We start from the raw sequence: 25,874 nt of genomic DNA on the forward strand, positions 1-25,874 counted from the left end.
AACCCTGGCAAAGGAAAACCCCGGGCACTTCGCCCGGGGTTTTCTGTTTCAGGTGCAACACGGCAGATGGTTCAAGAGCCTTCGTGCCATTTCACCCAGGCGGCGAGAACGAAGTCCCACATCCCGTTTGACCACAGATTGCTGTGACCGCCACCTTGGACGATCACAAGCTGCCTGGGGTCTTTCGCAAATTCATAAAGACGCCTGCCGTGTTCGACCGGGATGACCCGGTCTTCCGTCCCATGCACGATCAGGACCGGCGCGGCGATCTTGCCGACGCGATCCCGTGTCGCCATCGGGTCGCTCATCATGAGGCCCACCGGCAACCAGGGATACCTGTCCCAGGCCATGTCAACCAGCGCCGTATAGGGCGCTTCCAGCACCACAAGGTCCGTTTGCGGACGCTCTGCCGCCACTGCGGCGGCAACACCCGAGCCAAGACTTTCTCCATGGACGATGACCGGCGTGCCCGAAGCTGCCATCCGGTCGAAATGTTCAAGGCCGTCCGAAATCAACGCCTCTTCCGACGGGCTCCCCTCACTTCCGGCATATCCCCGGTAGCTGGGCGCATAGAGACCGAAACCGCTGTCCAGGATCTGCTTGAACCGCTTCCAGCGGGAGGAGACATTGGCTGAATTGCCGTGAAAATAGAGTACCGTGGGAGCGCCTTCAGCAGCAGGTGGCGCGTGCCAGACGGTCACCTTTGTACCGTCAGCCATCGCCGCTGTTTCAACGGTGACACCTGAGAGCCCCTTTTCATCCGGCGTACTCAATTCTCCGGTTGGAACGAAGATGAAGCTGCGCTGGTTGAAATACATGTAACCGGCCGCCATGGCGTAGGCGATGCCTGCAATGACAGCCACACGCGAGACTGCCTTCCAAAGCGTGCGCCCAGGTCTGCCGGTCTTGTTCAATGCCTGTTCCGCGCTGCCGGAGCCGGTTTGTGTCATCTGACTGTCTCCCATTGCTCCGACGTCTACGATCCGCATCGGGAGGTCGATCAGATTGCCGGGTTATTTGCGGCCGAACAGCTTCTCGATATCGCCGAGTTTCAGCTCCACCCAGGTTGGCCGGCCGTGATTGCACTGTCCGGAAAGCGGCGTGGCTTCCATATCGCGCAAGAGCGCATCCATTTCTTCCGGACGCATGCGCCTGCCTGCACGCACCGAACCGTGGCAGGCCATCGTGGCGGCAACATGGTCCAGCTTTTCCTTGAGACCTTCGGCAGTGTCCCATTCGGCAAGCTCGTCGGCCAGGTTCCGGACCATGCCCTGGATATCCATGTCGCCGAGGATTGCGGGTGTCTCCCTGACGGCGATGGCGCCCGGGCCGAAGGCTTCCAGGGACAGGCCGACCTTTTCGAGATCTTCCGCGCGATCGGCCAGCCGGATTGCATCTTCTTCCGGCAACTCGACGATCTCGGGGATGAGCAGCATCTGGCGGGCGACATCCTTCTTGGCCAGCGCTTCCTTCAGACGTTCGTAAACAAGGCGCTCGTGCGCGGCGTGCTGGTCAACGATGACGACACCGTCCTCGGTCTGGGCGATGATATAGGTCTCGTGAACCTGCGCACGGGCGGCACCCAGCGGAAGGCGGGTCTTTTCGGCTTCGACCGGGACGTCATTCGCGCGGGCATCCGCCGACGGTCTGGCAAAGTCGGCAAAGCCGTTCTGCCGTTCAAAGGCCGGCTGTGCTGCTTCGGCAAAGCCTGCTGCAGACGCCTCCTCCATCTGGGGCGGGCGAAAAGCTTCCGGCGCCCACTGGGGCGCGGCAGACGTGCGTGTGTAGGAACCACCGCCATATCCCCCGGAACGTGCCGGAGAAGTCGGTGTGTGACCCGGTTGAGAGAACCCCGCCGACTGTGCCCTGATGGCGTCCAGTGCAACGGCCGCGTTCGAGGTCGATGACCGGTGTCCGGACTGGACCAGTGCATGCTTGATGGCACCCACCAGAAGCCCGCGCACAAGCTGGCTGTCCCGGAAGCGCACATCGGCCTTGGCCGGGTGCACATTGACATCGACCAATGCCGGATCGAGATCGATGAACAGGACCACGACCGGATGACGGTCACGGGCCAGCACATCGGCATAGGCTCCGCGCAATCCGGATAGCAGCAGCTTGTCCTTCACCGGGCGGCCGTTGACGAAGAAGAACTGGTTCTGCGCATTGCCACGGTGGTGTGTCGGCAAGCCTGCAAAACCGGTGAGACGCACGCCTTCCCGGGCAGCGTCGATTTCCATGGCGTTGTCGACAAAATCCTGGCCGAGAATCTGCGCGATCCGAGCAAGATGCGGTTCACTGCCGCGTGCTGCTGGCCAGCTCTGCGACTGCCGGTCGGCGCCGCCGAGGGAAAAGCCGATCTCCGGATAGGCGAGCGCGATCCGTTTGACGATTTCGGTGATGGCGGCCGCTTCCGCACGATCCGATTTCAGGAATTTCAGCCGGGCAGGTGTCGCGAAGAAAAGGTCACGCACCTCTACCTGGGTGCCTTTTGTACGGGCTGCGGGCACAAGCGGCTGCTCCCTGCCGCCCTCGACGGCGATGGCCCAGGCGTGGTCCTCGTCCTTGTGACGGGTCTGGATCGCCAGCCGGGCGACGGAGCCGATGGACGGCAGCGCTTCACCGCGAAAGCCGAGCGTGCGGATGTCGAACAGGTCGTCGTCGGAAATCTTGGAGGTGCAGTGCCGGCGGATTGCCAGTTGCAGATCCTCCTGGTGCATGCCCTCGCCGTCGTCAGCAACGCGCATGAGCGTCTTGCCACCGGCGGCGGTAACGATCTCGACCTGTTTTGCCCCGGCGTCGACGGCGTTTTCCACCAACTCCTTGATCACGCTCGCGGGTCTTTCGATGACCTCGCCGGCCGCAATCTGGTTGATCACCTGTTCGCCAAGTTGCCTGACCTTCATGAAACTCCCTCTACTCGGTTTCGCACCGCGCCATGTTCCTATATGGTCCGCGCCGAGTTTGCGTCGATTCTTCAGCAAAGCTTATCAGACCTACCCAGATCCGAGTGACCCGCCATGACAGTTTCTGCACCGCTTCTTGTTGAGGGGCTCCGCACCCTCGCCCCGTCCTACAAGGGCATCCTGTGTGACGTGTGGGGCGTGCTGCACAACGGTGTATCGGCTTTTGAAGGCGCACACAAAGCCCTCAAGGCCTTTCGCGAGGAAGCCGGCGGCAAGGTGGTCCTCATCACCAATGCCCCGCGCCCTGCAAAGCAGGTTGGTGAAATGCTGGCCGCTCTTGGCGTGCCGGTGGGAACCTACGACGACATCGTCACCTCCGGCGACGTGACCCGCGAGATCCTTGTGGCTCAGGGCAAAAAGACGCTCCTGCACATCGGTCCGCACCGGGACCAGCCGCTGTATCACGGCCTTGAAGCCACCTTCACCACCAATGACGAGGAAGCGGAAGGCATCAGCTGCACCGGGCTGGAAGACGACGAGGTCGAAACGCCTGACGATTACCGCGACCGGCTGCAGAAGCTGGCCGAACGCGGCCTGCCGATGATCTGCGCCAACCCCGACATCGTGGTGGAGCGCGGCGAGCGCCTGATCTGGTGCGCCGGCGCCCTTGCCCGTCTTTATGAAGATCTCGGCGGCGAAGTGGCCATTCTCGGCAAACCGCATGCCCCCATCTACGACGCGGCAATGAAGCGCCTCGCGACGCTGGCGGGTGAAGACGTCGCCAAGGAAGACGTCCTGGCCATCGGCGACGGTCTGCCGACCGATATCCGCGGTGCGGTGTCTCAGGATCTCGACGTTCTGTTCATCACCGCCGGCATCCATGCCTCCGACTTCGGTCCGAGCGACGCGCCGGACGAACATCTGATCCGCCGCCGTCTGGCCGAAGAAGGCCTGCGCGCTCGTGCTGCCCTGCCGCGTCTTTGGTGGTAAGCGCGCGCAGTATTGCTAGCGGGCTCATTTAACGTCCCGTATCGGGGCCATGCCCCTGCAAATAGGTCTGGACGTAATTTTCCACGTCCAGACCTTCGTGACCTGTCCCCAGACCCATCTCCTTCATGAAGCCCATGACGGCCAGCGGCGCGATGAGCGCAACGGCGAAGCTGACCGGATCGCCCGGCTTTAGCCGCCCGCTGCTCTGATGCTTTGCCAGTGTGCGGGCAACGCCCTGCAGGTTTTTCAGCAGAAAGGGTGTCACCGCCCGCAGTTCAGGATGCTGGGGCACCTGCGCAAACAGCGTCAGGGCAAGCCCGCTGTGCTTGCGATAGGTCTCCAGATAATTGCGCACGATTTCCAGAAGATCGGCCTTTACGTCTTCCCCCGGCAACATCTTGCCGAACGAGACATCGGATAGCGTGTCGCCGATGGCGGCCTCGATCAAACCTGCCTTCGACCCGAAACGGCGAAACAGCGTGACTTCGTTCACCCCTGCCCTGTCCGCTATTTCCTTGGTCGTGGTTCCGCTGAACCCGCGCTCGCAAAACAGTGCGACGGTTGCGGAATAGATTTCTGAAACATCTACATTTCTAGGCACTTGGCCGCCAAACGCGCCGGGCGCGCCCTCAATTCTCCGGAAGACATTCCGTCGCACCTAATGCCAAACAGGTCGCAAATGCAAGCAATCGCTTGCAATAAAATTGAACCATCACTATTTGCAAGTTTGGACTTGCATTAAAAGAATTGTCGCCGGAGGAGGTCTGCAGCCCGCCGAGCGAACTTTGCCAGGAGAGCCGCCGTGTCGCTGTTGCGAAAAGCCCTGATCCTTCCCCCCGTGATCGCCGGTGCGGCGGTGCTGGTTTATGCGGTGAGCGGGCGCGAAGCACCCAAGCGCACCGACATCGGAGAAACGACGACGCTCGTGCGTGTCGTCACTGTTGAGCCTCAGGACTTCGTGCCGCGCGTAACCGGATACGGCACGGTTGATCCCGCCCATACGCTTGATGCCATCGCGCAGGTATCCGGCCGGGTCACCTACATCAATCCGGATTTCAAGCGCGGTGAATTCATCCCGGAGGGCAAAATTCTGGTGACACTGGCACCGGAAGACTACGAGCTGGAGATTGCCGAGGCGCAGAGCGATATCGCCAGTGCCGAGGTGGATATCGAAGAGCTGGCCGTTACCCTGGATACACAGAAACAATCCCTTGCGATTGCCAAATCGGTCCTCGACCTGGAACAGCGTGAGCTGGCCCGGCTGAAAACGCTTCAGGAGCGCAAGGTCGCCTCCGACCAACTGGTCGAAAACCAGGAAGGCACGGTGCTTCAGCAAAAGTCACGGGTCCAGGACCTGGAGAACGAAATTGCGCTCAACCCGGTGAAGCGCAAGGCACTGGAGCAGGTAAAGGCCAAGAACGAGGTTCGTCTGGAAACCGCAAAGCTGAACCTTGCCCGCACCACGATCCGTGTTCCCTTCGATGCCAGGGTTTCGAAGGTCAATGTAGAGATCGACCAGTATGTCGGTGCCGGCAGCTCCATCGGTGAACTTGACGGCATCGACGCAGCCGACATCGACGTTCAGATCAGTCCTGGCAACATGGCCGGATTTGCCAATCTGGCCTTTCCCGGACAATTGGAAACAGAAGAAGGTGTCATCCGGGCACGGCATTCGCTTGACCGGCTGAAGGCCAAGGTAAGGGTCGGTTCCGTCGGAGAGACCGCGGTGTGGGATGCGCACGTCAAGCGGGTCAGCGACACGGTGGATCCGGACACCCGCTCCATCGGACTGATCGTCAGCGTGGACAAGCCCTATGACACCATCCGGCCGGGTATAAAGCCGCCATTGGTCAAAGGCATGTTTACCGAGGTTGAGCTGTCCGCACCGCCCGTGGCCGATCAGATCGTGTTGCCGCGCAACGCGGTCCACAGTGGCAGGATCATGACTGTCTCGCCCGACAGCCGACTGGTCACGGTGCCGGTCGAAATCGCCTTCCGCTTCGATGATATCGTCGTTCTGGGAACGGACCTGCCAGCTGGAAGCAAGGTCATCGTCAGCGATGTGTCCCCGGTGATCGAAGGCATGTTGCTGAAGCCGGTCGAAGACGAAGCCGTGAAGGCAGATTTGAAGCGAATGGCGAGCACGGATGCCTTCAACGGTGAGGACCGGCCATGATCCGCTACTTCGCCCAACACCCAACCGCCGCCAATCTGTTGATGGCCGGTTTCATCATTCTCGGGCTGCTCAACCTTCCGGGTCTTCTGCTGGAAACCTTTCCGCAGATCCCGATAAAACGGATTACCGTGACAGTCGCCTATCCCGGAGCGACCTCAGCCGATGTCGAACGCACCGTTTGCCGGCGCATCGAGGACGCGCTCGACGGGATCGAGAACATCGACGAACTCAAATGCGATTCCCGGGAAAACCTCGCACTTGCGACCGTCAAGATCATGGAAGGCAAGGACATCGACCAGCTGATGCTGGATATCGACCGCGAGATCAACGCGATCGATGATTTCCCCGAGGGCGTTGAAGACCCGATCATCGAAGAAGCGGGCCGCCTGAGCGAGGCGACCTCCGTCGTCATCACCGGAATTGACGACAAGCCGCAGCTGAAGAACTACGCCGAAGCGGTGAAGGACCGCATGCTGAAGTTCGGCGGCATACCCCAGGTCGAGATTTCCGGCTTCTCTGACCGGCAGTTCCGCATCGAGGTGCGCGACGCCGCCGCGCGTGAAGTTGGGCTAACCCTCTCGGAAATCGCAAATACCCTCACCAGGCAGAATATCAGCGCTCCCTCTGGAGAGATCACGACTGTAGGCGGCTCGATCCTGCTGCGTTTCGCCGACGAGCGCCTTGCCGCGGATGCCTATGCGTCGGTGATTGTCGCCTCTTCCCCGCAAGGCGGCCAGATCAAGCTGGGCGACATTGCCACGATCAGTGATCTCTTCGAGGACGAAGAGGTCGAAACCCGGCTCAACGGCAGGTTGGCCGCTGTTCTCGACATTTCCATGACCCGCAGTGACGACCTGATCAAGGTGGTGGAGCGGGTGCAGGATTTCGTCGACGAGGAACAGGCCCGTACTGCCCCGGGCATCACCCTGACCATCATCAACGACGGCTCGATCATCCTGAAGGACCGCCTGTGGATGCTGGTCAACAATTCTCTCCAGGGGCTGGCGCTTGTCGTTGCGGCCATGTGGATCTTCTTTGGCGGGCGGCAGGCATTCTGGATCGGCATGGGCCTGCCGGTGTCCTTTCTGGGCGCACTCGCCGCAATGTCCATTCTGGGGCTGACGATCAACATGCTGTCGATGGTGGCCATGCTGATCGTGGTCGGCATCATGATGGACGACGCCATCGTGATTTCCGAAAACATCGCGACACGGCGCCAGAAAGGGCTCAGTCCCCTGGAGGCCGCCGTGCAGGGAACGCGGCAGGTCGCTCCGGGTGTGCTGTCTTCGTTTGTCACGACCACCGCCATTTTCGGTGCACTTGCCTTTATCGAGGGCGACCTTGGTGACCTGTTGCGCGTGATCCCGATGGTCATGTTGCTGGTTCTGGCCGTGTCGCTGGTCGAAGCCTTTCTGATCCTGCCAAATCACCTGTCCCATGGTGCTACGCGCGACACCCCGAACTGGGTGACCCGCAAGGCCGAAAGCGGTGTCGGTTGGGCGCGGGAGCATGTGATCGGTCCCTGTGCCACTTGGTCTGTGCGGAACCGCTATTTCGTCATCGGTGCCTGCTTCATGCTTTTCCTCGCTTCGGTCTCGCTGCTGGCCGGCGGCGTCGTTAAATTCCAGGCCTTTCCGAACGTGGAAGGCGACCAGATTGAAGCGCGGATCGAATTGCCGGCAAGTGCGACGCTCGCCGACACACGCAAGGTCGTGACAGAGGCAATCAGTGCGCTGGAACGCACGGATGCGGCGCTGTCACCGCGCAATCCGGACGGAACATCTCTCCTCAAGAACATTCTGGTGCGGTTCAACGAAAACAGCGATGCCGGCACCAGCGGAGCACATCTGGCGACCATCGACATTGATCTGCTGGACGGGCCGCTTCGTGACGCAGGCAACCAGGAAATCCTGAAAGTCTGGCGCCAGGAAATGCCCGAAACGCTCGACGTCCGGCGCATCATTCTCACCGAATCCAGCATCGGCCCGGCAGGGCGCGCCATCGAATTGCGCCTGGCCCACAATGACCTGCAGATGCTCGACCAGGCTTCGGAAGAGCTTCAGGCCTGGCTCAAGGGCTATGACGGCGTCTACAACATTTCCGACGATCTCAGCCTCGGCAAACCGGAACTGGCCCTGTCTCTCAAGGACGGAGCCGGAGCGGTCGGACTTGATGCCAAGGCAATCGCCGACCAGCTGAGAGGGGCCTACAACGGCATTACCGCCGATGAGGTTCAAGTCGGTTCGGAAAGCTTCGAGGTCGATGTCCGCCTTGCCGGCAGCGACCGCAACAGCCTTGGCGATTTCGAGCTCTTCACCGTGGAAACCCCTTCAGGTCACCGGGTCCCGCTTGGCTCCGTCGCCGACATCCGGTCCGACCGCAGCTTCACGCGGATCAATCGTATTGACCGGGTGCCGACCGTGACGGTCACCGGCGACGTTCTTCTCGGTGTTGCCAATGCCAACGAAGTCGTCAAGGACACGGAAACGAGATACCTGCCGCAACTCCTGGAAAAATACCCCGGATTGAGCACTTCGACCGAAGGGCAGAATGCGGAAGGCGCGAAGACGCAGGCGTCCATGGTCAAGGCACTCGGCACCGGCCTGATCTTCGTGTTCATCCTGCTGAGTTTCCAGTTCCGCAGCTACAGTGAACCGGTCGTGGTAATGACACTCATCCCCATGGCGTTGATTGGCGCGGTCTGGGGGCACTTCCTGATGGGCATCGACTTTGCGATGCCAAGCATGCTGGGCTTCATTTCGCTTGCCGGGATCGTGGTCAACGATTCAATCCTGCTGGTCCAGTTCATCAAGGACGAGCACGACCCATCGCTGGAAAGTGTTGCCGAGATCGCCCCGCTGGGTGCCAAGGCCAGGTTCCGCGCGATCCTGCTGACGTCGGTGACCACAATCGTCGGCCTGCTGCCGCTGCTTTTCGAAACAAGCCCCCAGGCACAGGTATTGATCCCGCTGGTGACTTCGATCTCCTTCGGACTGATCGGCACGACCCTGATGATCGTCTTCGTGGTTCCGGCGTTTTATACCATCCTCGACGATTTCGACCTGACCTCGCTCGCCCGGGAACGCAAGGCGCATCGGGAGAAGCTGGTGGCCGCCGAATAGATAGACCTCTCCGACGTCGTCGCTGCAGGGCTTGCCCTGCAGTCCACGCCGTTGCCTTGTCCCGCACAAGGCCATTCCGACTGGAGACCAAACGGCATGGATCCCATGGTCAAGCCATGGGATGACGGTGGAGAGAAAGTTCAGAACCAAAAAGGGCCCTCCAATGGAGAGCCCTTTGAAATCGTTTTTTCAGTCCGGATCAGTCGAACAGCTTGTCGATATCCGCCTGTGCGCCGCCCAGAAGGGCATCGATATCGTCCTGCGAAACACCTTCGCCGGAATGCTGTGGACCATGGAGGATCAGCTCGCGCTTGCGGCGCTCCGACTCCGTTTCAACCAACTTCGCATCAAGGTCTTCCGGAATGCGCAGTTGCTCGATGAAGGAAGTCACACGCTCATCGATGTAACGAAGCGTTTCGACCACCTTCGAAATTCTCTGGCCTGTGATGTCCTGGAAGGTGCAAGCCTCGAAGATGCTGATCATCTTGTTGCTGACCAGTTCCTGATAGGCTTCATGGTCGCTGGCATCGGCGCCCATGATCTCTTCGGCTGCTTCCATGATGGTGTTGGTGGCTTCTTCCGTCGCCTCCACGATGGCGTCCAGTTCCCGTCCGGCGTCCGGGATCTTGCTGCCAGTCATGTCATTGGCGCGCAGTTGGGAGATTTCCTCCTTCATGCGCCTGATTTCCTTGGCGATGACGGTCAGCTCTTCCGTGACGGCCGGTTGTACGGTCGACAGAAAATCGTGCATCGAACCCGACATGACTTCTGCAAGATGCATCACGTCAGTCAGGGAAACTTCACCTTGCCTGTTCTTGTTTTCCTGCAGGAAGTCTATGACTCGGGCAATGTTTTCCTGTTTCATACTGGCCACCAGGTCGAGCCTTTCCATTTCGAAAGCATCCTCCGAAGCGCGGATCCGGATTTCTCAGGAACCGCTATAACTTTTCGGATGCAGCAAAGCTGACCCGGCCTGCCTGCCCAGCAAGACCGCGCCGATCCTGTACATCCGTCTGGCACTGGCGGAGGTGCGCCCCAACGCAGCTCCCCGCCAAGTGCAAGAAATCAATCGGAGAAGACCGCCTCGATCTTGCCTTTCAGAGTCTGAGCATTGAAGGGCTTCACGATGTAGTTGTTCACGCCGGCTTTCTTGGCGGCGATGACGTTTTCCGTCTTGGATTCAGCAGTCACCATGATGAAAGGCGTCTTGCTGAGGCTGCCGTCGGCACGAACCTGCTTCAGCAGCTCGTAACCGGTCATCGGCTCCATGTTCCAGTCGGAAATCACCAGGCCATAACGGCGCTGTTTCATTTTTTCCAAAGCTTCGGTGCCGTCCGCAGCATCGTCGATGTCTTCGAAACCGAGTTGCTTGAGCAGGTTCCGAATGATGCGAATCATCGTTTTGTAGTCATCGACCACGAGGACCGGCATCTGAAGATCAAGGGCCATTGTCTACTCCATACTGTCAATTTGCGCGGCCCCTGGCCGTGGGCCGGTGGAAACGCGTTATGACTTCGAAGGAGAGCGACACATTATTGTGTCCTCACCTCCCCACACTCAACGCAATCTACCCGCCGCCCCTGAAAAGACCGTTAATAACGGGGCCTTTTTTCTTCGCCCAAAGCACAATTGCCAGAAAACCTTGCACCGCCTAGCGTCCGCCTACTTCAAATCAAGACAAGTCAGGGCGGAAACCGTAATGTTGGAACTGCAAAAACTCTGCTTCGAAGATCTTTCCGTGGGTATGAGCGAAGTACTCGTGAAGCATGTAAGTTCTTCCGATGTGGTCGGCTTTGCGGAAGTATCCGGCGACCGGAACCCGATTCATCTGTCCGAACATTTTGCCGCCCGCACGCCCTTCAAGACGAGAATCGCCCATGGCCTCTATACGGCCAGCCTGATCTCGGCCGTGCTCGGCACCCGCCTTCCCGGCCCCGGCGCGATCTATCTGTCGCAGACGCTCAATTTCAAGGCCCCGGTCAGGATCGGCGACGACGTCAAGGTGACGGTCACCGTCGAGGAACTGATGGAGCGCGGCAACCGTGCCCGCCTGTCCTGTATCTGCAGTGTCGACGACACCGTGGTTCTGGAAGGCGAGGCACTGGTGAAGGTTCCCGGCCGGGACGAGGATCAATCCGGTCTTTGACGGGCAGCGACTGCAAAGGCAAGTCTTCGGCACATCCCCATCTTGACCTTTGCTTTGCTTGACGGCAGGTTCCACGCCAACGTCGGCAGGTCTGCTCCGCCCGGAGCGCCATGTTCGACGTGTTCCTGCAGGACGGGCCGGCACACCGGACCGTTGTGACGTATCGTTGCGCGAAGGTTTGCCGCATGAGCTCCACTGATCCCTCCAGCTTTCCGATCATCGAAAGCCTGGATGCCTTTCCGGCGGACCTGAAAGGCGGCATCGTTGCCATCGGCAACTTCGACGGCGTTCACAGGGGCCATCGTGCCGTGCTCGACGCCGCGCTCGGTCTTGGCCACGGCACGCATCATCCCGTCTATGCCATGAGCTTCGAGCCGCATCCGCGCACGGTCTTCAACCCGTCCAAACCCGTTTTCCGTCTGACCCCGCCACAGCAGAAACTCGACCTGCTACGCCTGTGCGGTCTCGACGGCGCGCTCATCCTTCCCTTCACCCGGGAGTTTGCCGGCATCGAAGCGAATGCCTTCGTTCAGGACATTCTCATCGACACGCTCGGCATCTCCCACGCGGTCACCGGTTATGACTTCCACTTCGGCCGGGCCAGACAGGGCACGCCAGACTATTTGCGTTCCGCCGGCGCCGACCACGGCTTCGGCGTGACCATCGTCCAGCGCGAGGAAGATGAAGGCGCCGAAGTCATTTCTTCCACCCGTATCCGCGACAGCCTCTCACGGGGGGATATCGCCCAGGCAAACGGTCTCCTTGGCTATCGCTGGTTCTTCGAGGCGGACGTGCGCCACGGAGACAAGCGCGGCCGCGACCTCGGCTATCCGACCGCCAACATGAGCCTTACCGAGGACTGCCCGCTGAAGCAGGGCATCTATGCTGTCAAGGTCCGTGTCGACGAGGCCTGGCATGACGGCGTCGCCAGCTATGGCCGCCGCCCGACCTTCGACAATGGCGCCGCACTGTTTGAAGTGTTCCTGTTCGACTTTGCTGGCGATCTCTACGGCAAGACGCTGCGCGTGCACCTGGTGTCCTATCTGCGCGGCGAAGAAAAGTTCGACTCGGTCGAGGCACTGATTGCCCAGATGGACCGGGACAGCGAAGAAGCCCGCGCCGCGCTCGGCTCGCTACAGCCGCTTTCCGAACTCGACATGAAACTGCTCGAACTTTCCGCCTGAGCAGCCTTCAAAATATTTTCTCTTTTCTGACGAACTTGGCGTTTGCCGGCTTGCTCCGGGAAACGTTCAACTTCAAAAGGAATATGGATCGGCAATCCTGCTGCGGTCAGCGACCGCAGAGATTTTTGCCCGGCCCTTTCCTTGTTGCCGGTCCTTCTCCCAAGCGATTGCCCATCGCCGGAAAGCCGGCGAAATCCCTGTTCGCGTGTGGTTTTCAGTGATGAAGACGCTCCGGAGGTTGCAGCACGATGAAGCGTCAATCCATTTCCTCGCGTTCCGGGGACGTCGAGCAGAACCCGCTCATGGCGATTTTCCTGATGACGTCGGCCATGCTGCTGCTGCCGGTGATGGATATCACCGCAAAATATCTCTCCGCGGAGCTGCCGACGCTTGAAGTCACATTCGGCCGCTTTTTCTTTCAGCTTCTGATCAGCCTTGCCATTGCATTGGTCACCGGCCGTCTCATGCACCTGAGGGGCAAACAACCGGTCGTGAACTACCTGCGCGGCATTCTTCTGGGCACGGCATCGCTCTGTTTCTTCACTGCGGTGAAGTACATGTCGGTGGCGACCGCGATCTCGATCTTCTTTGTTGAACCCATGGTTCTTACCATCCTGGCGGCGGTGCTTTTGAAGGAACAGGTCGGCCCGCGGCGGATCGGCGCCATTCTCGTTGGCCTGCTGGGGGCCATTATCGTGCTGCGGCCGACGCTGGCGGAGATTGGCCTCGTCAGCCTGCTGCCGGTCGCGACCGCCGTTCTGTTTTCCTTCTACCTGCTGCTCAACAGGCTCTACCCCGTTCGCGACGATCTTCTGACCATCCAGTTCAGCGCGGGCCTTTCCGCTTCACTGCTGCTCGGGGCAGGTCTCGTGATCGGATATCTGACCGGGATCGAAGGCATGGAATTCGTCATGCCGGACGCCTCCCAGTCCGGCTTGCTGGCCTTGATCGGGCTGATTTCCTTTGCCGGCCACGGTCTTGTCGTTTCCGCGTTTCAACGCGGCAGCGCCAGTATGCTGGCACCACTGCAATATATCGAAATCGTCAGCGCGACCCTGTTCGGGTATCTGGTCTTTTCCAATTTCCCGGACGGACCGACCTGGCTGGGGATTGCCCTGATCATCTCGAGCGGGCTCTACATCACCCACCGCGAGCGCAAGCTGCGGCAGGCGGCCTCAAACTGATCCGGCAACCGCGCCGTCGAGGTGCTCACGTTCCGGATGTGCGGCGTGCAACTGCAGCCTGCGCAGTCCCAGCCAGACGAGCATCACCGGCAGGACGGGTGCGATCGGCATGCCGAGCCAGATCGCAAACGGGCTGGTGGATGCAGACAGGCCGATGATGATGAAGAGCGCTATTTTCTCGTAAGGCAAGAAGCCGTTTCTGAGGCCCTCGCGGATCAGGAAGGCGCAAGGGATGATGATCAGCGTCAGATCGTAGGAAAGGGCAAAGGGTGTAACCAGCAAGGTGCCGCCGACCAGGACCGGAGCCCGCACCGACATGGCGTCCGTCCGCCGCCAGACACGCCATACGCAAACGGCAGCGGCAAGGGCAAAGACCACCTGCACCATCATCGACGGCAGATGACCGAGCCCCAGCACCCTGCCTGCGCCGTAAACCGAAATCATCTTGACCCATTCCACGCCGCCCAGTTCCATCATGGCGGAGGCAACCGGCGCTTGAATCCAGAAGGCCTGCCAGGCGCCAAAGCCGAGGACCGCAATGCCGAGCGCAACGAACACCAGCGTCGAGACGGATGCACTCAGGAAGGTCCGCCAGTTGAAGCTGGCGACAAGGGCCAGAGGAACCAGGATGCCCAACTGCGGCTTGATGGTCAGAAGACCCAGAGCGATGCCCGCCCACACCATCTGACGCCGTTCGATCCCGACGAGAAAGAAACCGTAGAGCGCTGCGGTCAACGCTGCATTCTGGCCATGGAAGGCGTTGTTCGCGCAGGCCGGAATAAGGATAAGACAGGCGGCCAGCAGCCAGTTGCCCGCAATCAGGCGGCAGGCCAGGCACAACAGGCCCGTGGTGATCCCGATAAAGACGGCAAACGCGATCTTGTAGGGCAGAAGCGCAAACGGCATCTGCAGCATCTGGAACGTGGGCGGATAGAAGAAACCGAAGACAGTGTCTGTTCCGGTGTACTGCTGCTGGAGGGCGGAAAACGCGGCGGGACTGTATGCCACTTCCGGCGTTCCGTTGAGAGCCTGGCCCCCTGCCATCCAGAAGCTGAGGTAATCCATCAGCAACGTGCCGTTGGGCGCGCCATAAGTATTGGGCACCACCAGCATCCACATAAGGCCCAGCGTGAAACCGATTGCCGAACATAGACACGCAAAGCCGATCCGGTCCCAGCTCAGCCAGTCGCCTGTCACGATACCGCGAGACCAGAGACTTGCCTTGTGTACGCCTGCCTGCGACCCATTTGCCGCCTGTTTCACCTGATTGGCCATTTTCTGCCGGTCTGTCCGTCGCTCACCCGTCTCAATCCAGGCCTATCCATGACCGAAAGACATTCATATTCGGTTACCCGAAGCCGATTTTCGGAAGTTGTACGTTTGCCGGACAGACAAACAACACAGGAATTGCCGGAACATCTTTATTCATCGCCGAAGTGCTGCTATGTCCCTTGCCATGCAACACAAGGCTCTCATAGTCGTCGCCAGACCGACGACCGCGATTACGCGAATTACTTGCCCGGCCTTCGGCTGACGCGGCAATGCGGCGCCAGGGACCGGGACTTCCTGATTTCATGTTGCTGCCCGAAACGGGCCGGCAATCATCCTGACATATGACGCGGGCCCAGGGCCCGAACGACCGGATCGACGTGACGATGACCGAGACAGATAAACGCGACTATTCCGAAACGCTGAACCTGCCGCAGACCGAATTCCCCATGCGTGCCGGCCTTCCCAAGAAAGAGCCGGAAATCCTCGCTCGCTGGGAGCAGATGAACGTCTACAAAAAGCTGCGCGAACAGGGCAAGGGCCGCAACAAGTTCGTGCTGCATGACGGACCTCCCTATGCCAACGGCAACATCCATATCGGCCATGCCCTGAACAAGACGCTGAAAGACATCGTCACGCGCTCCATGCAGATGACGGGCTTCGAGAGCAACTACGTTCCGGGCTGGGACTGCCACGGCCTGCCGATCGAATGGAAGATCGAGGAACAGTACCGCGCCAAGGGCAAGAACAAGGACGAGGTGCCGATCAACGAATTCCGCCGCGAGTGCCGCGAATTCGCCGAGCACTGGATCGACGTCCAGCGCAAGGAATTCAAGCGCCTCGGCATCGAGGGCGACTGGGACAACCCTTACCTGACGATGCGCTTCGAGAGCGAAGCCGTGATTGCCCGGGAACTGATGAAGTTCGCAACCTCCGGCCAGCTTTACCGCGGTTCCAAGCCGGTGATGTGGTCGGTGGTCGAAAAAACCGCGCTTGCCGAAGCCGAGATCGAGTATCAGGACTACCAGTCCGACATGATCTGGGTGAAGTTCCCGGTCAAGAACAAAGTTCAAGTTCCTGAAATTGAAATCACCGATCTAAGCGCTGGTGAAGCAGTAACGTCCCCCAACATGTCTGCTCCTGACCTCAAGCAAGAAGCAGCATCTGTAGTCATCTGGACGACGACCCCCTGGACCATCCCGGGCAACCGCGCCATCAGCTATTCCTCGCGCATCGACTACAGCCTCTACGAGGTCACGCAGGACGGACTGCCGGACGACAACTGGGTCCAGAAGGGCGACAAGCTGATCCTGGCGAATGCCCTTGCAGACGAAGTGTTCAAGAACGCCCGCATTACCGATTTCTCCTGCGTACGTGCAGTTGAAGCCGATGAGTTAAGCCTTCTCACCTGCGCCCATCCGCTGGCCGGGCTCGATCTCGGCGGCTACGAATTCGACGTGCCGCTGCTGGACGGTGACCATGTGACCGACGATGCCGGTACCGGCTTCGTGCACACGGCACCCGGCCACGGCACGGACGACTTTGAAATCTGGATGACCAAACGGGCAGATCTCGAAGCACGCGGCATCAACACCGCGATCCCCTTCACTGTTGCCGATGACGGCTTCTACACCAAGGATGCGCCTGGCTTCGAAGGCTGCGAAGTCATCACGCACAAGGGCGAGAAGGGCAAGGCCAACAAGGCCGTGATCGAAAAGCTGAAGGAAAGCGGCAACCTGATCGGTCTCGGCCGGTTGAAGCATTCCTATCCGCATTCCTGGCGTTCCAAGAAGCCGGTGATCTTCCGCAACACGCCGCAGTGGTTCGTCTACATGGACAAGCAGTTGTCCGGCGAAGGCGACACGCTGCGCACGCGGGCACTGAACGCCATCGACGAGACACGCTTCGTGCCGGGTGCCGGCCAGAACCGTCTGCGCTCCATGATCGAGAACCGGCCGGACTGGGTCCTTTCGCGCCAGCGCGCGTGGGGTGTGCCGATCACCGTGTTCATCCACAAGGAAACTTCTGAAGTCCTGAAGGACGAAGCCGTCAACAAGCGCATCTTCGATGCCTTCGTGGCGGAGGGTGCCGACGCCTGGTTTGCGGATGGCGCCAAGGAGCGTTTCCTGGGCAACGACTACAAGGCAGACGAGTGGGACATGGTCCGTGACATCCTGGATGTCTGGTTCGACAGTGGGTCCACACATGCGTTCGTTCTGGAACAGCGCGAAGATCTCGCACCCAAGCGCAAGACCGACGGCGGCAAGGACTATGTCCTTTACCTTGAAGGCTCCGACCAGCATCGCGGCTGGTTCCATTCCTCGCTGCTGGAAAGCTGCGGTACACGCGGTCATGCACCTTACGACGCCGTTCTGACCCATGGCTTCACCATGGCCGAAGACGGCCGCAAGATGTCGAAGTCTCTCGGCAACCAGGTGTTCCCGCAGGACGTCATCAAGCAGTATGGCGCCGACATCCTGCGCCTGTGGGTGGCCTCCACCGACTATTGGGAAGACCAGCGCCTCGGGCCGGAGATCATCAAGACCAGCGTCGACAGCTACCGCAAACTGCGCAACACGCTGCGCTGGATGCTGGGTTCGCTTGGCCATGCCACCGGTGAAGAAGTAGCACTGGCCGACATGCCTGAGCTGGAGCGGCTGATGCTGCACAGGCTGGTCGAACTCGACAAGATGATCCGTGAAGCCTACTGGGAGTTCGACTACAAGAAGGTCTTCCACCAGCTGTTCACTTTCATGACGGTGGAACTGTCGGCCTTCTATTTCGACATCCGCAAGGACGCGCTTTATTGCGATGCGGCTTCGTCCGTGCGCCGCAAGGCGTCGCTCTTCGTGATCGACAAGCTGTTCGATTGCCTGGTGACCTGGCTCGCACCGATGATGCCGTTCACCATGGACGAAACCTGGACCTCCCGTTACGGCGAGGAGGCCTGCGTTCATCTGGAGCAGTTCCCGACTGTTCCGGCCGAATGGCGTGACGATGCACTGGCCGCCAAGTGGGCGAAGATCAAGACGGTTCGCCGCGTGATCACCGGCGCGCTGGAAATCGAACGCCGTGAAAAGCGGATCGGCTCCTCGCTGGAAGCTCACCCGGTCGTGCATGTCACCGATGCGGAACTGATGGACGCGCTCAAGGGCAAGGACATGGCGGACATCGCCATCACCAGCCAGTTGACGCTCAGCAGCGAACCGGCACCGGAAGGCGCGTTCACGCTCGGCGACACCAAGGGTGTAGCTGTCGTGCCCGGCCTTGCCGAGGGTACCAAATGCGCCCGCTCCTGGAAGATCCTGCCGGAAGTGGGATCCGATCCGGATTATCCGGATGTGACCCTTCGCGATGCTGCCGCCCTGCGTGAATGGGACGCTGCCCATGCTGCGGCCTGAGCGGCAGGGTTCCCGGTCACGATGACGCAACAGGATACCTCTTCCAACAATACGAAACGGCCCCTTCTCTGGGGCCGTTTCAGCACATTTGTGCTTCTGATCGCGCTTGTCTGTGTTGTCATCGACCAGGGCAGCAAGCTCTGGCTGGTTTACGGCTTCGATCTTGCCCGCAACGGACCGGTCGATCTTCTGCCGGTTCTCGAGATCGTTCTGGTCTGGAACCGGGGTATTTCCTATGGCCTGTTCCAGCAGAACAGCGACCTGGGCCGCTGGCTTCTGGCCGGTGTGACGATTGCAGTCACGATTGGCCTGTGGGTCTGGTCGGCGCGTTGCCAGTCACGCCTGGTGGCCCTCGCCCTGGCACTGGTCATTGGCGGGGCGATCGGAAACGGGATCGACAGACTGACCTATGGTGCCGTCGTCGACTTCGTCCATTTCCACGTCGGCACGTTCTCCTGGTACGTGTTCAACCTGGCAGATGTGTGGATCGTTGCGGGCGTCGTCGGTCTCCTGTATGACAGTTTCCGAGATGGTCCTAATTCAGCCGCAAAATAATGGTTTAGGCTGGACAACGACTGATCGCGGGCGGAGTGCTGCCGGCTGTTTTTTATGAGAAATCGAGGGGTCTGCGCAGTGCGGACGTTAGTTGGGTTTGTAAAGAATTCTGCAGTGCTGGTGCTTCTGGCCGGTTTGGCCGCATGCCAGGCAGCGGATGGCACGAGCCAGGCACCGGATGTCGCCCTTGTCGACACCGTGATGAAAGGCCTTGGCGCCGTCGATCCGAACGAAAAGCAGATCGAGTACAAACCTCGCGGACCGCTGGCCATGCCCGCAGAGCCGACGAACCTTCCCGAACCGGAAACGAATGTTGCCGGTGTGAACGATCAGAACTGGCCGAAGCAGCGTGAAAACGAACAGCTGACCGAACTGAAGCAGCTTTATGCCAGCTCCGGCAAGACCGGCAGCATGAACAGCGAAGCGCTGACCCCGGAACAGATGCGCGGCTTCAAGATTACCGGTGTTACCGGTCAGAATCGCGATCTCGACGCGGAGCGCCGCTTCAACGAGATTACCGAAGGTGGAAAGCTGACACGTGAAGAACAGCGGGCCGAATGGGAGCGCCTGCAGCAGTTGCGGTCCCAGCAGGCAGGTATCGAGCAGAATGGCCTGTCCGCACGCCGCTACCTGACCGATCCGCCCACCGGCTACAGCACGCCTTCTCCGGATGCACCGATGCCGGAAGTGGTGAAGAAAAAGCGCAAGCCGACGAATTACGACGAGTACGACTCCAAGCCGCTCGATCCGCGCTGCCTGGAAGGCGACCAGAACTTCTGTAACTGATCTCTTCAGTGACCGGACTTCAGGGTCCGAAAGGCAGATGACAAAATTGTAACGGGACCTCCGGACCGCACCTCCTATATGGAGGATAGGTCCGGAGGTCTTTTTTGTTGGCCACCATGAAATTGCCCGGCTTTGCGCTTTTCCCGCACCTGGTTGAAGCGCATGCTGTTCGAACGACAAAGAACGGGAGTTGCACGTGAACCCATCGTCCTCGAAGCACGACAAGACATCCCCCGTGCGGCGGTTGAAGCGCTCCATCGGCCTTGTGCTGATGCCTGCGCTCCTGCTGGGCGGTGGCATGGCCCTTGTGCCGGGAAGTGCCTTTTCCGCGCCGGCAACGGCAGGAAACCTCATGATTGCGCCGAACCTTGAAAGCTTCACGCTGGATAACGGTTTGCAGGTGGTGGTCATCCCGGACCGCCGGGCGCCGGTTGTCACCCACATGATCTGGTACAAGGTCGGTTCCGCCGATGAACCGGAAGGTCAGTCAGGTGTTGCGCATTTTCTCGAACATTTGATGTTCAAGGGTACTCACGACCATCCTAACGGAGAATTCTCCAAGATGGTTGCCGATCGTGGTGGCCAGGAGAACGCCTTCACCAGCACCGACTACACCGCCTATTTCCAGAAAGTCGCCAAGCAGCATCTGCCGCTCATGATGAAGCTGGAAGCCGACCGGATGGAGAACCTGGTTCTGAGCGACGAAGTCGTGACGCCGGAACGAGACGTGGTTCTGGAAGAGCGGCGCATGCGGGTCGACAGTGAACCCGGTTCCCGGCTGCAGGAAGCGCTGAATTCCATCACCTTCGTCAACCACCCCTACGGCTCACCCGTCATCGGCTGGCAGAGCGAAATCGAAGCGCTCAACAAGGAAGCAGCGATCGCCTTCTACGACCGGTTCTACACGCCAAACAATGCGGTGGTGGTAATTGCCGGTGATGTGGACGTTGATGCGGTTCGCAAGCTTGCGCAGGAAACCTACGGCAAGGTTGCCCGGCGCGCAGAGCCTGGAGAACGCCTCCGGCCGGCCGAACCGCCGCTTGCGGGTGAAAGACGCATTGCCGTTTCCGATCCGCGGGTGCGCCAGGAGTCCCTGTCGCAGATCTGGATCGTGCCGAGCCAGACCACCGGCGAAGGCCGGACGCCCGAGGCGCTGGACATACTGTCGTATATTCTGGGCGAAGGGCCCTCCAGCCGCCTGCACAAGGCACTGGTTCTCGACCAGGAAGCCGCCCTCAGCGCCGGCGCCTATTATCAGGGCAGCGCCCTTGATAACGGCCGCTTCGGTCTCTACGCCGTGCCGCGCCCCGGTTACACGTTGGAAGACATGGAGCGGCTGATAGCGACCGAACTTCAGAAACTGCTCGAGACCGGCGTCACGGAAGAAGAAGTCAAACGCGCCCGAAACAGCATGGTCGCCAGCGCGATCTACGCCCAGGACAGCCAATCCGGCCTGGCACGCCTTTTCGGCGGTGCCCTGACCACGGGCCAAACGATCGAAAACGTCCAGACCTGGCCTTCTCAGGTGCAGGCTGTCACCCCTGAAGATGTCCTGGATGCGGCCCGCACTTATCTCGCCGGCCTCCCCGTGGTCGGAGAGTTGCGCATGGAACCGCCAGTCGTGCCGGATGCCGCCCAATCCGATGCGCCCCAGACGAAGGACAAGTCCTGATCATGGCACACACCCTCTTCTCCCTGCGCGGTCCGGTCTCCGCCCTCGCTTTGTCGTTTGTTGCCCTGCTTGGCCTGATGAGGCTGGCACAGGCCGTCGAGATCCAGGAAGTCACCAGCCCCAAAGGCATCACAGCCTGGCTGGTAGAAGACCATACCGTGCCCATCATTGCGCTCGATTTTTCCTTCGATGGCGGCTCCGCGCAGGACCCTGTCGGAAAGGAAGGTCTGACGCGCCTGCTCGCCGCGACGCTGGACGAAGGCGCGGGTGAAATGGATTCCGAGACCTTCCAGGCCAAGCTGGAAGAACTTGCCATCAGCATCAACTTCAGCACCGGCAAGGACCGGTTCTACGGCAGCTTGCGGACCTTGACGCCCACCCTTGACGAGGCGAGTAACCTCCTGGCCCTCGCCGTGAACGAGCCGCGCTTCGACGAAGCCCCGGTGGAGCGGATGAAGGCCCAGCTGTCGCAAAGGGCGCGACGCAACGAAAGCGATCCGGATGCGATTGCCGGAAGAGCCCTTGCCGAAGCTATGTTCGGTGATCACCCCTACGCCCGGCCAACGCTTGGCACCGCCGAAACACTGGCCGGCCTGAACGCGGATGATCTTGCAAGCCAGCAGGGCAAGCTTCTCGCGCGCAAGGGGCTGATCATCGGTGTCGTCGGCGCCATCGATGCTGAAACCCTCGCCGGAATTCTCGACAAGGTCTTTGCTCCTCTGCAGGAGGAAGGACAGCTGGTGCAGATTGCCGATTTCGAACCGGAGTTCGGAACCGGGGTAAACCAGCAGCTGGCGGTACCGCAAACCACAATCCTGCTCGGTCTGCCCGGGCTGACACGTGACGATCCGGACTATCAGGCCGCCTTTGTGATGAACCACATTCTGGGTGGCGGTACCTTCACCTCCTGGATGTATGAAGAAGTGCGGGAAAAGCGTGGGCTTTCCTACGGCGCCGGCACATCTCTTTCTCCTTACGCACACACGGGCCTTCTGATCGCCAATGCTGCGACCAAGGCAGACCGGGCGGACGAGACGGTGAAGATCATGCTGGAACAGATCAGTCGCATGGCCGAGACCGGACCGAGCGAAGACGAATTGCAGTCTGCCAAACAGTATCTGACCGGCTCTTACCCTCTGCGCTTCGACAGTTCCGGCAAGATTGCCCGGCAGTTGGTCGCTCTGCAGAATGCGGAACTCGGGATCGACTATTTCGACCGCCGCAACAGCGAGATCGAGGCTATTTCGCTGGACGACGTCAAACGGGTGGCCAAACGCCTGCTGGCCGACAAGGCTCCGACAGTGGTGACCGTCGGCCCGAAGCAGGGTTAGCCCCAAACCTCCAGCAACATTGCCTCAATGACAAACGCCCCGGCTCAAACCGGGGCGTTTGTGATTTTGCCTGCCAGACTGAAGTGCGACCATCACTGCTCGGGCTTGGGAACAGCCTTCAAGGCAGACAACGTGCATTCGAGATAAGGCATTGCGATCCGCTTGTCCGGGGTGACACAGGGGAACCAGGTCGGCACTCGAATGACGCCGAGCGGAAAAGCCCTTAAGCCGCCTGCTTTTGTCATACGGCGGCAGACCACTGTCATGGCTGCTCCGCCGGTTCTCAGCAGCTGAAATATCGAAGCAGGTTATCGTTTCGGGAACGCGGAAGCGCCTTGCGCTGATCAACCGGCGGCGGAGCGTCTCGGGCCGGGTGCAGGTGCGCCCTGCAGCACTTCCGCACGCACCGGGCGCGGCGGCGAGAACAGGTTGCCCTGAGCAAGCTTGACGTCGTAGTCGAGCAGCTCCAGCACCTGGGATTCCGTTTCCACATGATCAGTGATCAGCTGCATGCCATAGCGATGAAGCAGGTCGCCGAAATCGGACGGATGGATGTGGCCGTGTTTGGCTTCGCGGCGCCCGATGAGATAGTCGGCGTGCAGCTTGCCGTATTTGAAACCCCGGCCAGCCAGGGAGTTGAAGTCCATCTTCATGTCCGCGATCTGGTCGACGGAGAAGCGGAACCCGGCTTCGAACAGCGAACTCAGGCTTTCCAGCTCCATCCCGCCCATGTGGGCGACATCGTCCTGGGAGAATTCGAACACAAGCACATCGGCCAGATCCTGGTTCGCCTTCACGAATTCCAGGAAGCCGGGGAAGAAGGTTTCGTCAACCAGCGACTGCGACGAGATATTGCAGAACAGGATGGCATTGCGATTGCGCGAGGTCAGGCGGCGCACGACCTGGATAGAGCGGAACAGCAGCAGATTGTCGATACGGGCTATCTGGCCCGAGAGAACCGCTTCCGGAATGAAGGCCGATGCTTCGATCAGGTTGCCACCGTTGTCACGCAGGCGGGTGAAGGCTTCATAGTACTTCACCTGGCGCTGCGGCAATGTCACGATCGGCTGCAGGTGGAGCTCCACCCGGTTGGCATTGAGTGCCGACGTGATCAGTTCGCGCATGGCCATGTTCGGCTTCGGCTTTTCGGCCGGCATCGCGGTACGTGCGGCAAGGCGCTGGTCGGGTTCATCCGGCAGTTCGAATGCGTAATCCTGCTGCTGGTGGTTCGGCTGTTCCTTGACCGGAACATGACCCAGCTTATCCTCGAGACGCGGCGCGTGCACACCATAGCGTCGATCGAAATCGTTCATGTCCCGGCGCGGTGCAGCCGCTGGCGTATAGGGCTCCTGCATGCCGTTGTTCGTTTCATGGGAAAAGGACGCCGGGGCGTGTTGCTGGCGCTGCGGGGCCTGCGCAGGCTGCTGAACCGGAGGCCAGTTCTGCGGTGCCTGATAGGTGGACCGGCGTTCTTCCTGGTAGGTTTCCTGGGGCTGCTGATAACGCGGCAGGCTTGGCATCTGCGGCGGCGGCGCGATGGCCTGCTGGTCCTCGACCCTCGCTTCAAGGTCGGACATGGCCTCGGCCATCTGCTTGACCAAGGTGCCAAGAACTTCAACTTCAGCAAACAGAGGGTCGATTTCGGCGCGGGTACGGCGCGGCATGGTGTGTTCCATGCCCGTGAGCCTGCCTTCGAGATTGCCGACATCCTCGTCCAGATCCGCCATGCGCTCTTCAAGACGGTCGACCGCTTCGCTCACCGCGCCGCGGTCGCGTGCACGACCGATCAGCAGGTGGATCAGGATCATGGTGCACATGAGCGCAAGCGACAGGGAAACAGCTTCGCCGAACGGCCGTCCGAACTGGAAGACCAGAACTGTCGCAGACGACAGCGCGATCACGGCCATGCAAATTGCTACGAATATGGTCCCTGTCCGCCCCATGGTATTCGAAAGTTCCAACGCGAATCAAAAGTTACTGGTTAATCATGCCTTAAGAACCATGCGTGGCCGAATCTACAACCGCCTTGCGGTATGGAATCCGTGACTTGTCCCCGACTATGGTTGATGCGTCACGGTATTTCGGCGGTTTTCGCTCCTCACGCAGCGTTCACAGTGTCTCAAACAGCTCACAACCACAAGTCTCCCACTCACCCGGTGGACGCACCGGGCAATGACGTCCCCATGACTTTTTGACCGTTGCATTCGGTAGTACTTCGTCTAAATTTACGTAAGGGAAGCTACTTCACGACGGATCAGTCAACAGGTCTAGCAGGAGGCTGATATGCATGCAGCCGAACAAACGACATATCGGGCACCGCGCGACAAAGCGCCGGATGCGAAGATAGACAAGCCTGCCAAGGACCGCCCCACACCCGAGGCCTCAACTTCTCTCAAGTCAGGTGAAGCGGCGGCCCCGAACACTGTGCAGGAGCAGCCTCCCTGCGAGGAGCAGATCAAGGCCGCGCTCATCAACACCCTGAAAAGCTCCGAATTCCAGTCCGCGCCCCAACTGCGCGCCTTCCTGGGGTTTGTCGTGCATGCCACGCTGAACAGACAACAGGAAAAGATCAAAGGTTATACGATCGCGGTCGAAGCGCTCGGGCGGCCGGAAGACTTCAATCCGGTGACGGACCCTATCGTGCGTGTCGAGGCCGCCCGGCTGCGGCGCAGGCTAGAGAAATACTATGCCGGCTCCGGTGCCAACGACCCCGTGCGCATCACCATTCCCAAAGGCAGCTATGCGCCGGAGTTCCAACCGGCGCACGCCGGGTCGTTGCCGGATTGTGCAGCAGACCTTGCCACCAAAGACGTGCCAGACGGGGACCTGGCCGGTAAACACTTCGCGCCGGAAAAGATGGCTCATCCGCACCTTGAAACAGGTGGCGTGTCGGGAACCCTGCACGAGCATGATGCCTTCCGGCCGCCGGCACGCGCCTTGCGCACCGGAACCAACGCACCGGATAGAACCGGCCTTCCGGAAGGCTTCCAAAAGCTGCAACGCGCATTGGCACATCCCGTTGACCTATGGCTGGTGTTCGCCCTCTGCCTTGCGAGTTTGCTGGCAGGATACCTGTTGGCGGGCCTTTGATTTCTCCGGTTTGACCGGCCTTCGGCATATCCACGACACACCGCCTGAGCTGGAATATTTTG

The 25,874-nt window shown here is 60.2% G+C and carries 20 protein-coding genes; 12 read left to right on the top strand and 8 right to left on the bottom strand.

Annotated elements, in window-relative coordinates:
• Positions 1-71 precede the first annotated feature (71 nt).
• Both FIV03_RS00840 and mutL read right to left on the bottom strand, forming a co-directional pair.
• Positions 72-950 carry an alpha/beta hydrolase gene (locus tag FIV03_RS00840; RefSeq protein ID WP_209009820.1) on the bottom strand — a complete coding sequence of 293 codons (879 nt, stop codon included), beginning with the start codon at positions 948-950 and terminating at the stop codon, positions 72-74.
• A 63-nt stretch (positions 951-1,013) separates the two neighbouring features.
• Positions 1,014-2,906, bottom strand: coding sequence for a DNA mismatch repair endonuclease MutL (mutL, locus tag FIV03_RS00845; protein WP_152508350.1), 1,893 nt, complete (start codon positions 2,904-2,906; stop codon positions 1,014-1,016).
• A 114-nt stretch (positions 2,907-3,020) separates the two neighbouring features.
• Here mutL and FIV03_RS00850 point away from each other — a divergent pair, with 114 nt between their 5' ends.
• Positions 3,021-3,896, top strand: a complete 876-nt coding sequence (locus tag FIV03_RS00850) for a TIGR01459 family HAD-type hydrolase (protein ID WP_152508351.1) — start codon at positions 3,021-3,023, stop codon at positions 3,894-3,896.
• 28 nt (positions 3,897-3,924) lie between these two features.
• Here FIV03_RS00850 and FIV03_RS00855 read toward each other — a convergent pair whose 3' ends face one another.
• Positions 3,925-4,497 carry a TetR/AcrR family transcriptional regulator gene (locus FIV03_RS00855; RefSeq protein WP_158514211.1) on the bottom strand — a complete coding sequence of 191 codons (573 nt, stop codon included), beginning with the start codon at positions 4,495-4,497 and terminating at the stop codon, positions 3,925-3,927.
• A gap of 201 nt (positions 4,498-4,698) precedes the next feature.
• Here FIV03_RS00855 and FIV03_RS00860 point away from each other — a divergent pair, with 201 nt between their 5' ends.
• Both FIV03_RS00860 and FIV03_RS00865 read left to right on the top strand, forming a co-directional pair.
• Positions 4,699-6,072: a hemolysin D gene (locus FIV03_RS00860; protein WP_152508353.1), complete on the top strand. Its 1,374-nt coding sequence runs from the start codon at positions 4,699-4,701 to the stop codon at positions 6,070-6,072.
• Positions 6,069-9,194 carry an efflux RND transporter permease subunit gene (locus FIV03_RS00865; protein ID WP_152508354.1) on the top strand — a complete coding sequence of 1,042 codons (3,126 nt, stop codon included), beginning with the start codon at positions 6,069-6,071 and terminating at the stop codon, positions 9,192-9,194. Before FIV03_RS00860 ends, FIV03_RS00865 begins: the two co-directional genes overlap by 4 nt.
• A gap of 199 nt (positions 9,195-9,393) precedes the next feature.
• Here the strand turns inward: FIV03_RS00865 and FIV03_RS00870 are convergent, their stop codons facing one another.
• The gene (locus FIV03_RS00870) at positions 9,394-10,086 is read right to left on the bottom strand and encodes a protein phosphatase CheZ (RefSeq protein WP_209009821.1); all 693 of its coding nucleotides are present in this window, start codon (positions 10,084-10,086) and stop codon (positions 9,394-9,396) included.
• Positions 10,087-10,259: 173 nt separating this feature from the next.
• The gene (locus FIV03_RS00875; RefSeq protein ID WP_006935666.1) at positions 10,260-10,643 is read right to left on the bottom strand and encodes a response regulator; all 384 of its coding nucleotides are present in this window, start codon (positions 10,641-10,643) and stop codon (positions 10,260-10,262) included.
• Positions 10,644-10,893: 250 nt separating this feature from the next.
• Here FIV03_RS00875 and FIV03_RS00880 point away from each other — a divergent pair, with 250 nt between their 5' ends.
• From FIV03_RS00880 to FIV03_RS00890, 3 genes are all read left to right on the top strand, one after another.
• Positions 10,894-11,340 carry a MaoC family dehydratase gene (locus FIV03_RS00880; RefSeq protein ID WP_023002057.1) on the top strand — a complete coding sequence of 149 codons (447 nt, stop codon included), beginning with the start codon at positions 10,894-10,896 and terminating at the stop codon, positions 11,338-11,340.
• Positions 11,341-11,525: 185 nt separating this feature from the next.
• On the top strand, positions 11,526-12,524 hold the full coding sequence (locus FIV03_RS00885; RefSeq protein WP_152508355.1) for a bifunctional riboflavin kinase/FAD synthetase: 999 nt from the start codon (positions 11,526-11,528) through the stop codon (positions 12,522-12,524).
• A gap of 248 nt (positions 12,525-12,772) precedes the next feature.
• Positions 12,773-13,708 carry a DMT family transporter gene (locus FIV03_RS00890; protein WP_152508356.1) on the top strand — a complete coding sequence of 312 codons (936 nt, stop codon included), beginning with the start codon at positions 12,773-12,775 and terminating at the stop codon, positions 13,706-13,708.
• Here FIV03_RS00890 and FIV03_RS00895 read toward each other — a convergent pair.
• Positions 13,700-14,983, bottom strand: coding sequence for a glycosyltransferase family 87 protein (locus FIV03_RS00895; RefSeq protein WP_152508357.1), 1,284 nt, complete (start codon positions 14,981-14,983; stop codon positions 13,700-13,702). The two genes, FIV03_RS00890 and FIV03_RS00895, sit on opposite strands and share 9 nt — an antisense overlap.
• Before the next feature lie 380 nt (positions 14,984-15,363).
• Here FIV03_RS00895 and ileS point away from each other — a divergent pair, with 380 nt between their 5' ends.
• The 5 genes from ileS to FIV03_RS00920 all read left to right on the top strand — a co-directional run bounded on the left by ileS (position 15,364) and on the right by FIV03_RS00920 (position 22,722).
• On the top strand, positions 15,364-18,378 hold the full coding sequence (gene ileS, locus FIV03_RS00900) for an isoleucine--tRNA ligase (RefSeq protein WP_152508358.1): 3,015 nt from the start codon (positions 15,364-15,366) through the stop codon (positions 18,376-18,378).
• A 21-nt stretch (positions 18,379-18,399) separates the two neighbouring features.
• The gene (gene lspA / locus FIV03_RS00905) at positions 18,400-18,933 is read left to right on the top strand and encodes a signal peptidase II (protein ID WP_209009822.1); all 534 of its coding nucleotides are present in this window, start codon (positions 18,400-18,402) and stop codon (positions 18,931-18,933) included.
• Positions 18,934-19,047: 114 nt separating this feature from the next.
• Positions 19,048-19,719, top strand: coding sequence for a hypothetical protein (locus tag FIV03_RS00910; RefSeq protein WP_023002063.1), 672 nt, complete (start codon positions 19,048-19,050; stop codon positions 19,717-19,719).
• A 196-nt stretch (positions 19,720-19,915) separates the two neighbouring features.
• The gene (locus tag FIV03_RS00915) at positions 19,916-21,391 is read left to right on the top strand and encodes a pitrilysin family protein (RefSeq protein WP_286202243.1); all 1,476 of its coding nucleotides are present in this window, start codon (positions 19,916-19,918) and stop codon (positions 21,389-21,391) included.
• Positions 21,392-21,393: 2 nt separating this feature from the next.
• Positions 21,394-22,722 carry a pitrilysin family protein gene (locus FIV03_RS00920; protein WP_152508359.1) on the top strand — a complete coding sequence of 443 codons (1,329 nt, stop codon included), beginning with the start codon at positions 21,394-21,396 and terminating at the stop codon, positions 22,720-22,722.
• Positions 22,723-22,814: 92 nt separating this feature from the next.
• Here FIV03_RS00920 and FIV03_RS31490 read toward each other — a convergent pair whose 3' ends face one another.
• Together FIV03_RS31490 and FIV03_RS00925 are read right to left on the bottom strand one after the other, a co-directional pair.
• Complete coding sequence (locus tag FIV03_RS31490) at positions 22,815-22,988, bottom strand: hypothetical protein (RefSeq protein ID WP_173013739.1); 174 nt, start codon at positions 22,986-22,988, stop codon at positions 22,815-22,817.
• A gap of 78 nt (positions 22,989-23,066) precedes the next feature.
• Positions 23,067-24,629: an EAL domain-containing protein gene (locus FIV03_RS00925; RefSeq protein WP_152508360.1), complete on the bottom strand. Its 1,563-nt coding sequence runs from the start codon at positions 24,627-24,629 to the stop codon at positions 23,067-23,069.
• Positions 24,630-25,005: 376 nt separating this feature from the next.
• Between FIV03_RS00925 and FIV03_RS00930 the strand changes: the two genes are divergently transcribed.
• Complete coding sequence (locus FIV03_RS00930; protein WP_152508361.1) at positions 25,006-25,812, top strand: hypothetical protein; 807 nt, start codon at positions 25,006-25,008, stop codon at positions 25,810-25,812.
• Positions 25,813-25,874: the final 62 nt, after the last annotated feature.

This window comes from Labrenzia sp. THAF187b (assembly GCF_009363375.1).
GTDB classification, from domain to species: Bacteria; Pseudomonadota; Alphaproteobacteria; order Rhizobiales; family Stappiaceae; genus Roseibium; species Roseibium algicola.